Here is an 8,916-nt window from a genome sequence, read left to right as displayed (position 1 = left end):
AACGCCCTTGACCACTTCTTCGGCTGCGAAGGCTGCTTCCAGAACAATCCAGCATTCAGCGCGCTTGGCTTTTTCACGGGACAGCTTGGTTTCACCAAAGCCGTCTTCAACCGAGTCCAGAGCAACGTGAACTTCGTCACCGACGTTGATAGTCAGTTCGCCAGCATCGTTGTAGAACTGCTCAAGCGGGATGAGTGCTTCAGACTTCAGGCCAGCGTGAACGGTTACCCAGCGAGCTTGGTAATCGATATCAACGATAACACCGGTGATGATGGAGCCTGCCTGAAGGTTCAGGGTTTTTAGGCTTTCTTCAAAGAGTTCCGCAAAGCTTTCGCTCATTTTAATTCCTGTTGAATAAGGGCGAAGGATACGCCCATCTCCACATCCCAGACGACGTGGGTTACGTTCATTAGAAGAAGCAGCGCAAGACTATGACTGGTCCCCTGCGCAGCTTCTTGTCACCCGGCGATATCGCGAATGGCGATCTCGCTCATGATGCGTTCCAGCACCTGATCGATGGATAATTCCGTGGAATCCAGCTGTATGGCGTCAGCCGCCGGTTTAAGCGGGGCTACCGCTCGCTGGGTGTCACGCTCATCGCGGACACGTATCTCATCTAGCAGACTCGACAGACTAACACCATCGACTTTGCCCTTCAACTGCAAGTATCGACGGCGCGCACGCTCCTCGGCACTGGCAGTGAGGAATATCTTCAGTGGCGCATCGGGAAATACCACCGTGCCCATGTCGCGGCCATCGGCCACCAGGCCCGGCGGTTCCTGGAACGCCCGCTGGCGCTGGAGCAGCGCATCGCGCACCGCCGGCAGCGCGGCGACTTGGGAAGCCCAGGCGCCAACCTGCTCGTTGCGCAGATCATCGGTGACATCGTCACCTTCGAGAATGATTCGCTGCGGATGCCCTTCCGTCGCGCCGACGAACTGCACATCCAGATGAGCGGCCAGCAGTTTCAGCGACTCTTCGTTGGTCAGGTCGACGCCATGATTGCGCGCCGCGAACGCCAGCAGACGATACAGCGCACCCGAATCCAGCAGGCACCAGCCCAGACGCTTGGCCAGGATCCCGGCAATAGTGCCCTTGCCCGAACCGCTGGGTCCGTCGATGGTGATGACCGGTGGCTTGATAATCACGACTGAGCCTCTTGTGCAACACGGATACCGACCTGCGCGCACAGCGCCAGGAAATTCGGGAACGAGGTCGCGACGTTGGCACAGTCATGGATGCGGATCGGTGCCGTGGCGCGCAACGAAGCCACGCTGAACGCCATCGCAATCCGGTGATCGCCGTGACCGTGCACTTCGCCGCCGCCAATCAGGCCGCCGTCGATGATGATGCCGTCCGGGGTCGGTTCGCATTTGACGCCCAGTGCCAGCAAGCCATCAGCCATGACCTGAATCCGGTCCGACTCCTTGACTCGCAGCTCTTCAGCCCCACGCAGTACCGTGCGCCCTTCGGCACAGGCCGCCGCCACGAACAGCACCGGGAACTCGTCGATGGCCAGCGGAACCAGCGCCTCGGGAATCTCGATACCTTTGAGTTTAGCTGCCCGCACGCGCAGGTCAGCCACAGGTTCGCCGCCCACTTCACGCTGGTTTTCCAAGGTGATGTCGGCACCCATCAGGCGCAGGATGTCGATCACGCCGGTACGGGTCGGGTTGATGCCGACGTGCTCGAGCACCAGCTCCGAACCTTCGGCGATCGACGCGGCCACCAAGAAGAACGCCGACGACGAGATGTCGCCCGGCACCTCAATGTGGGTCGCGGTCAGCTTGTGGCCGGACTCGACCGACGCCGTAGCGCCGTTGACGGTCACCGGGTAGCCGAAGCCACGCAGCATGCGCTCGGTGTGATCGCGGGTCGGTGCAGGCTCGGTGACGGTGGTCTTGCCTTCGGCGTACAACCCTGCCAACAGCAGGCAGGATTTAACCTGGGCACTGGCCATCGGCATGGTGTAGGTCAGGCCTTTGAGTTTGTTGCCGCCGCGAATGGTCATCGGTGGACGACCTTCAGCAGCGGTCTCGATCACGGCACCCATTTCACGCAGCGGGTTGGCCACGCGATTCATCGGACGCTTGGACAGCGAGGCATCACCGGTCAGGGTGCTGTCGAAGTCCTGCGCCGCCAACAGGCCGGACAGCAGACGCATCGACGTGCCGGAGTTGCCCAGGTAGATCGGGCCCGGTGCAGGCTTCAGACCATGCAGGCCGACGCCGTGAATGGTTACACGACCGTGGTGCGGACCTTCGATCACGACACCCATGTCGCGGAAGGCTTGCAAGGTCGCCAGGGCATCTTCGCCCTCAAGGAAACCTTCCACTTCGGTGGTGCCTTCGGCCAGGGAGCCGAGCATGATCGAGCGGTGGGAAATCGATTTGTCGCCCGGTACACGAATCCGCCCAGTCAGGCGGCCACCAGGTTGTGCCAGGAAAATCAGGTCGTTGGAGTTCATAGCGTCCACATAAGCCCGGCGGGCCAGGATTTTACTGAAATGTTCGCGGGCAACCCGGGCGCGAGTGAATACGCCCAACAATTGGTGCCCATCCCCTGCATCGACCGCGTCGCGCAAGGCGTCGAGGTCGCTGCGAAATGTATCGAGTGTGCGCAGGACAGCTTCGCGGTTGGCGAGGAAGATGTCGTGCCACATGACCGGGTCGCTACCCGCAATTCTTGTGAAATCGCGAAAACCGCCCGCAGCGTAACGGAAGATCTCAAGATTTTCATTGCGCTTGGCCAACGAGTCGACCAAACCGAACGCCAGCAAGTGCGGCAAATGGCTGGTTGCCGCCAACACTTCGTCGTGGCGCTCGACCTGCATGTGCTCGACATCGGCGCCCAAAGCGCGCCACAAACGGTCGACCACGGCCAGCGCTGCCGGATCGGTTTGATCCAGCGGCGTCAAAATCACTTTATGGCGACGGAACAGCTCGGCATTGGAGGCTTCCACCCCGCTCTGCTCGGAACCGGCAATCGGATGCCCCGGCACGAAACGCGCCGGCATGCCGCCGAAGGCTTCAGTGGCTGCGCGCACCACATTGCCCTTGGCACTGCCGACGTCGGTCAGGATCGCCTGCCCCAGGTCCATGCCGGCCAGACGGGCGAGCATTTTTTCCATGGCGAGGATCGGCACGGCCAGCTGGATCACGTCAGCGCCCTGGCAAGCAGCGACCAGGTCTTCTTCGCAGCGATCCACCACGCCCAACTCAACCGCCAGTTTGCGCGACTGCGGATCGAGATCGACCCCGACCACTTCGCGGCACAGGCCACTTTCGCGCAAACCCTTGGCAAACGAACCACCGATCAACCCCAGACCGACCACCACCAGGCGCCCGATCATAGGTTCAGCAGATTGCAGTGCAGTGACATCAACCACGAGCCAGAACCTTGGTCAGCGCCTCAAGGAAGCGGCTGTTCTCGGCCGGCAGACCGATGGTGATGCGCAAGTGGTTCGGCATGCCGTAATTGGCCACCGGACGCACGATCACGCCTTCGCGCAGCAAACCCTGGAAGACCGGCGCAGCGACCTGCCCCAGATCGACGCAGATAAAGTTGCCTTTGGACGGAATCCAGCTCAGCTCCAGCTCACGAAAACCCGCTTGCAGCTGCAGCATGCCGGCTTCGTTCAAGCGACGGCTTTCGGCCAGGTATTCGGCATCCTGCAACGCCGCGCACGCCGCGGCCAGGGCCAGGCTGTTGACGTTGAATGGCTGGCGCACGCGGTTCAGCACGTCGGCGACCACAGCGGTGGACAAACCATAACCGACCCGCAACGCCGCCAGGCCATAGGCCTTGGAGAACGTGCGCGAAACCAGCAGGTTCGGATAAGCCGCGAGGAAATCCAAGCCATCCGGCAAGTCGCTGCCTTCGGCGTATTCGATGTAGGCCTCGTCCAGCACCACCAGCACATGGGCCGGTACGTCCTGCAGGAATTCGTCCAGCGCTTCGGCGCCGAACCAGGTCCCGGTCGGGTTGTTCGGGTTGGCGATGAACACAACGCGGGTGTCGGCATCGATTGCGGCCAGCATGGCCGGCAGATCATGACCCCAGTCTTTGGCAGGAATAACCCGCGCCTCAGCACCTACGGCCTGGGTTACGATCGGATAGACCGCGAACGCATGTTCGCTGAACACGGCATTCAGGCCTGGCGCCAGATACGCGCGGGCAACCAGCTCCAGAATGTCGTTGGAACCGTTGCCCAGCGTCACTTGATTGAGTTCGACGCGGCACTGCTCCGCCAGCAAGGTCTTGAGCGCAAAACCGTTGCCGTCCGGGTATCGGGTCAGTTCGGCCAATTCTTCGCGAATCGCGGCCAATGCCTTGGGACTGGCGCCCAGCGGGTTTTCATTGCTGGCCAGTTTGACGATTTTTGCCGGATCGATGTCCAGCTCGCGCGCCAGTTCGTCCACAGGCTTGCCCGGAACGTACGGCGAAAGTTGTTGTACGCCCGGCTGTGCCAGAGCGAGGAAGTCACCACTCATTTGCTACCCCTTAGAGAACTGCTTTCGGGTAGGAACCCAGCACTTTGAGTGCTACTGCTTCCTGACTGATCTTTTCCAGCACACCTTTGATCAATGGATCGCGGTGATGGCCGACGAAGTCGATGAAGAACACGTAGGTCCATTTACCGCTGCGCGACGGACGGGTCTCGATGCGTGTCAGATCGATACCGTTGTCGTGGAACGGCACCAGCAGCTCGTGCAGCGCGCCGGGTTTGTTGCTCATGGAGACGATGATCGACGTCTTATCGTCGCCGGTCGGCGGCACTTCCTGGCTGCCGATCATCAGGAAGCGCGTGGAGTTGTCCGGGCGATCCTCGATTTTCTCCGCCAGACGGGTCAACCCGTACAGGCCTGCAGCCATGTCGCCGGCAATCGCCGCCGAATTCCACTCACCCTTGACCCGCTTGGCCGCTTCGGCGTTGCTGGACACCGCCACGCGCTCGACATTCGGGTAATGGGCGTCCAGCCACTTGCGGCACTGGGCCAGGGACTGGGCGTGGGAATAGATGCGGCTGATGCTGTCGGTCTTGGTGTTTTCGCCGACCAACAGGTGATGGTGGATCCGCAGCTCGACTTCGCCACAGATCACCATGTCATGTTCCAGGAAGCTGTCGAGGGTGTGGTTGACCGCGCCTTCGGTGGAGTTTTCCACCGGGACCACGCCAAAATTCACCGCACCGGCTGCCACTTCACGGAACACTTCGTCGATCGCCGCCATGGGCTTGCTGATCACCGCGTGGCCGAAATGCTTCATGGCTGCGGCTTGGGTGAAAGTGCCCTCAGGGCCGAGATAAGCCACTTTCAGCGGCTGCTCGAGCGCCAGGCACGAGGACATGATTTCGCGGAACAACCGCGCCATCTCTTCGTTGCCCAGCGGCCCCTGGTTACGCTCCATCACGCGCTTGAGCACCTGAGCTTCGCGCTCAGGACGATAGAACACCGGCACTTCGCCTTCGGCCAGCGAGGCCATCTTTACTCGCGCAACTTCCTGGGCGCAGCGTGCACGCTCGCTGATCAGCTCCAGGACTTTGGTGTCCAGGGCATCAATGCGAACGCGCAGTGCCTTGAGTTCTTGCTCAGACATTAGCCGTGTTCCTTCTCGAACTCTGCCATGTACGAAATCAATGCGTTGACCGCAACGATGTCGACGGCGTTATAGATGGAGGCGCGCATGCCGCCCACGGAGCGGTGCCCCTTGAGGTTCAGCAGGCCGCGCTCGTCGGCGCCGGCCAGGAACGGCTTGTCCAGGCGATCGTCGGCCAGGCGGAACGGCACGTTCATCCACGAGCGATCCGATTTGTTGATCGGGTTGCTGTACAGGCCGCTGGCGTCGATGAAATCGTACAGCGTGCGCTGTTTGACTTCATTGAGCTTGCCGATGGCCTCGACACCACCCTGCTCTTTCAGCCACTCGAATACCAGACCCGACAAGTACCAGGCCAGGGTCGGCGGGGTGTTGTACATCGAGCCGTTATCGGCCGCGACCTTGTAATTGAGCATGGTCGGGCACAGGGAGCGGGCGTGACCGAGCAGGTCTTCGCGCACGATGTTCACCAGGATGCCGCTCGGGCCGATGTTTTTCTGGGCACCGGCGTAGATCATGCCGAAACGCGAGATATCCACCGGACGCGACAGAATGTCCGAAGACATGTCGGCTACCAGCGGAACGTCGCCGGTTTCCGGGATCCAGTTGAATTCCAGGCCGCCGATGGTTTCGTTCGGCGCGTAGTGAACGTAGGCCGCGTCTTTCGACAGGTTCCATTCGTTCTGGCCGGGGATGGCGAAATAATCGTAAGGCTTGGCGGTCGCGGCAACATTGACGTGGCCGTAGCGCGATGCTTCTTCGATGGCTTTCTGCGACCAGATACCGGTGTCGATGTAGTCGGCAGAGCCGCCTTCAGGCAGCAGGTTCAGGGGAATCTGGGCAAATTGCTGGCTGGCGCCGCCTTGCAGGAACAGCACTTTGTAGTTCGAGGGGATATTCAGCAGATCACGCAGATCCTGCTCGGCCTTGGTGGCAATGGACACGAACTCATCGCTGCGATGGCTCATTTCCATGACCGACAGGCCCTTGCCGTGCCAATCAAGGAGTTCACCCTGAGCGCGCTTCAGGACAGCTTCAGGAAGCGCCGCAGGACCGGCACAGAAGTTATAGGCTCTCTTGCTCACATCCAATCTCGCTCTGATTTGGTGGTATCACGCAATAAATAATCAGTCGACACAGACCTCATGTGGGAGCGGGCTTGCTCGCGAAAGCGGTGTGACAGGCGACATCTATAGTGAATGTCAGCCCGTCTTCGCGAGCAAGCCCGCTCCCACAAGGGATCGTCGTGGGTGTCGATATTTCATACCGGACAAACAACAAGGGGGCGAATCTTCATCCGCCCCCTGCTTGTCCGCTTATTCCTGCGGTTCTTCGTCGGCTGCGGCGTCGAGTTGCTGGTCGTCGGCAACGTCGTCGATCACGACCTCACCCTCGAACACTGCACCTTCTTCGCCCTCTTCACCTTCGAGCTCTTCGCCCTCGACTTCCGAAGGCTCCTGGACCCGCTCCAGACCGACCAGCGTTTCGTCGCTGGCCAATTTGATGAGGGTCACGCCCTGGGTGTTACGACCCAGGCTGGAAACTTCGTCGACACGGGTACGAACCAGGGTGCCCTGGTCGGAAATCAGCATGATCTCCTCGCCGTCGAGTACCTGGACTGCACCGACCAGACGGCCGTTACGGTCGTTGCTGACCATGGCAATAACGCCCTGACCGCCACGCTTGTACTCAGGGAACTCGGTGATCGCCGTACGCTTGCCGTAACCACGGGCCGAAGCCGTGAGAATCTGGCTGCCTTCTTCCGGGATCAGCATGGAAATCAGCTTCTGGCCTTCCGGCAGACGCATGCCGCGAACACCGCGAGCCGTACGGCCCATGGCGCGAACGTCGGTTTCCTTGAAGCGAGTCACCTTGCCACCGTCGGAGAACAGCATGACTTCGCGGCTGCCATCGGTAATGGAAGCAGAAATCAGCACATCGCCTTCATCCAGTTCCAGCGCGATCAGGCCGACGCTGCGTTGACGGCTGAAGGATTCCAGCGGGGTCTTCTTCACGGTGCCTTTGGCGGTCGCCATGAAGATGAAGTGACCTTCGGTGTATTCGTCGACCGGCAGCATGGTGGTGATGTATTCATCACTGTCCAGCGGCAGCAGGTTGACCAGCGGACGACCACGGGCAGCGCGGGAGGCTTCCGGGATTTCGTAGGTTTTCAGCCAGTACACTTTGCCTTTGCTGGAGAACAGCAGCAGCGTGGTGTGGCTGTTGGCGACCAGCAGGTGAGCGATGTAGTCCTCATCCTTGACGCCGGTGGCCGATTTGCCTTTACCGCCACGACGCTGGGCCTGGTACGCAGCCAGTGGCTGGGTCTTGGCATAGCCACCGTGGGAGATGGTCACGACGCGCTCTTCTTCCGGGATCATGTCACCCAGGGTCAGGTCGAGACGGGCATCGAGAATTTCGGTGCGGCGCACGTCGCCGTATTCGGCGCGGATCACTTCCAGCTCTTCGCGGATCACTTCCATCAGGCGCGTGGCGCTGCTGAGGATGCGGATCAGTTCGCCGATCTGGTTGAGGATCTCTTGATACTCGGCCAGCAGCTTCTCGTGTTCCAGACCGGTCAGACGGTGCAGGCGCAGTTCCAGAATGGCTTGCGCCTGTTCCGGCGACAGGAAGTACTTGCCTTCGCGCAGACCGTATTGCGGGTCCAGGGTCTCTGGGCGGCACGAGTCGGCACCGGCACGCTCAACCATCGCGACCACAGCGGAAGATTCCCACGCGGTCTTGATCAGCGCTTCCTTGGCTTCCGACGGCGTCGGCGAAGCCTTGATCAGGGCGATGACCGGGTCGATGTTCGACAGGGCAACCGCTTGACCTTCGAGGATGTGGCCACGTTCGCGGGCTTTGCGCAGCTCGAACACGGTACGACGGGTCACGACTTCGCGACGGTGACGGACGAAGGCTTCCAGCAGGTCCTTGAGGTTCAGGATCCGTGGACGGCCGTCGATCAGCGCAACAATGTTGATACCGAACACCGCTTGCAGCTGGGTCTGGGCGTAGAGGTTGTTGAGGATCACCTCAGGCACTTCGCCACGACGCAGCTCGATCACGACGCGCATACCGTCCTTGTCGGACTCGTCGCGCAGTTCGGTGATGCCTTCCAGCTTCTTCTCTTTAACCAGCTCGGCGATCTTCTCGATCAGACGGGCCTTGTTCAACTGGTAAGGGAGTTCGGTGATGACGATCTGCTGGCGACCACCGACATTGGCGATGACTTCGATCATCGAGCGGGCGCGCATGTAAATGCGGCCGCGACCGGTGCGGTAGGCTTCGATGATACCGGCGCGACCGTTGATGATC

7 protein-coding genes are annotated in these 8,916 nt (G+C 60.8%); all 7 read right to left on the bottom strand.

Annotated features, from left to right (window positions below; translation table 11 throughout):
• A partial coding sequence (locus ACIQY3_RS34085; protein ID WP_403029027.1) for a S1 RNA-binding domain-containing protein occupies nt 1-339 on the bottom strand: 339 nt, incomplete at its 3' end.
• A gap of 119 nt (nt 340-458) precedes the next feature.
• Nucleotides 459-1,148, bottom strand: coding sequence for a (d)CMP kinase (gene cmk / locus ACIQY3_RS34080; protein WP_054051914.1), 690 nt, complete (start codon nt 1,146-1,148; stop codon nt 459-461).
• Nucleotides 1,145-3,352, bottom strand: coding sequence for a bifunctional prephenate dehydrogenase/3-phosphoshikimate 1-carboxyvinyltransferase (locus ACIQY3_RS34075; RefSeq protein ID WP_403029030.1), 2,208 nt, complete (start codon nt 3,350-3,352; stop codon nt 1,145-1,147). Before ACIQY3_RS34075 ends, cmk begins: the two co-directional genes overlap by 4 nt.
• 28 nt (nt 3,353-3,380) lie before the next feature.
• Complete coding sequence (hisC, locus tag ACIQY3_RS34070; RefSeq protein WP_403029023.1) at nt 3,381-4,493, bottom strand: histidinol-phosphate transaminase; 1,113 nt, start codon at nt 4,491-4,493, stop codon at nt 3,381-3,383.
• A gap of 10 nt (nt 4,494-4,503) precedes the next feature.
• Nucleotides 4,504-5,598, bottom strand: a complete 1,095-nt coding sequence (pheA, locus tag ACIQY3_RS34065; RefSeq protein ID WP_028620536.1) for a prephenate dehydratase — start codon at nt 5,596-5,598, stop codon at nt 4,504-4,506.
• Entirely contained in the window at nt 5,598-6,683 is a 1,086-nt protein-coding gene (serC, locus tag ACIQY3_RS34060) for a 3-phosphoserine/phosphohydroxythreonine transaminase (protein ID WP_163913117.1), read from the bottom strand. The genes pheA and serC overlap by 1 nt, the downstream gene beginning before the upstream one ends.
• 231 nt (nt 6,684-6,914) lie before the next feature.
• Nucleotides 6,915-8,916: DNA gyrase C-terminal beta-propeller domain-containing protein (locus ACIQY3_RS34055; RefSeq protein WP_403029017.1), on the bottom strand; the 2,002-nt coding region annotated here is incomplete at its 5' end.

Origin of the sequence: Pseudomonas sp. NPDC096950 (genome assembly GCF_044762525.1) — a bacterium.
Lineage (GTDB): Bacteria > Pseudomonadota > Gammaproteobacteria > Pseudomonadales > Pseudomonadaceae > Aquipseudomonas.
This window is presented reverse-complemented; position numbering and strand designations above follow the sequence as displayed.